This is a genomic window from Micromonospora sp. D75 (assembly GCF_018070405.1).
Lineage (GTDB): Bacteria > Actinomycetota > Actinomycetes > Mycobacteriales > Micromonosporaceae > Micromonospora > Micromonospora chalcea.
On record NZ_JAGPXV010001224.1, the window covers coordinates 1 to 386 of the forward strand.

General features: G+C 81.1%; 1 protein-coding gene. It reads right to left on the reverse strand.

The window, feature by feature from the left end; translation table 11 throughout:
- The coding region (locus tag KBX39_RS32980; RefSeq protein WP_210874330.1) for a nicotinate-nucleotide--dimethylbenzimidazole phosphoribosyltransferase at positions 1 to 386 on the reverse strand (386 nt) is incomplete at both ends.

A 386-nucleotide genomic window follows, 5' to 3' on the forward strand; every position in this document is an offset into this window, starting at 1 on the left:
CATCCAGGCGGTGTCGTCGATCTCGCCCTGCTCGGTGATCACGCGGCCGAGCACGGTGGGCGGCTCCGCGCCCGCGGTGGCCGCGAGCACCGCCGCGGCGGCGGCCTCGGCGCCCGCACCGCACGCGGCGAGCACCAGCAACTGCACCCCCGCGTCGGCGGCCTGCTCGGCGAGCCGCCAGCCGTAGCGCAGCGCCGCCTCCACCTCGTCGCCGGGCAGGGCCGGGCGGTCCTCGATCGGCGCCGACGTGGGCGCCTCGACGATCTGCAGGTCGGCGCGGTTCTCGGCGGCCAGCCGGGCCAGCGCGCCCCGGCCGGCGCGGGCCTGCCGGGCCCGGCGGGCCGACTCACCGGCCGGCGCGCCGGCCGACACGCCGCCTTCGTGGT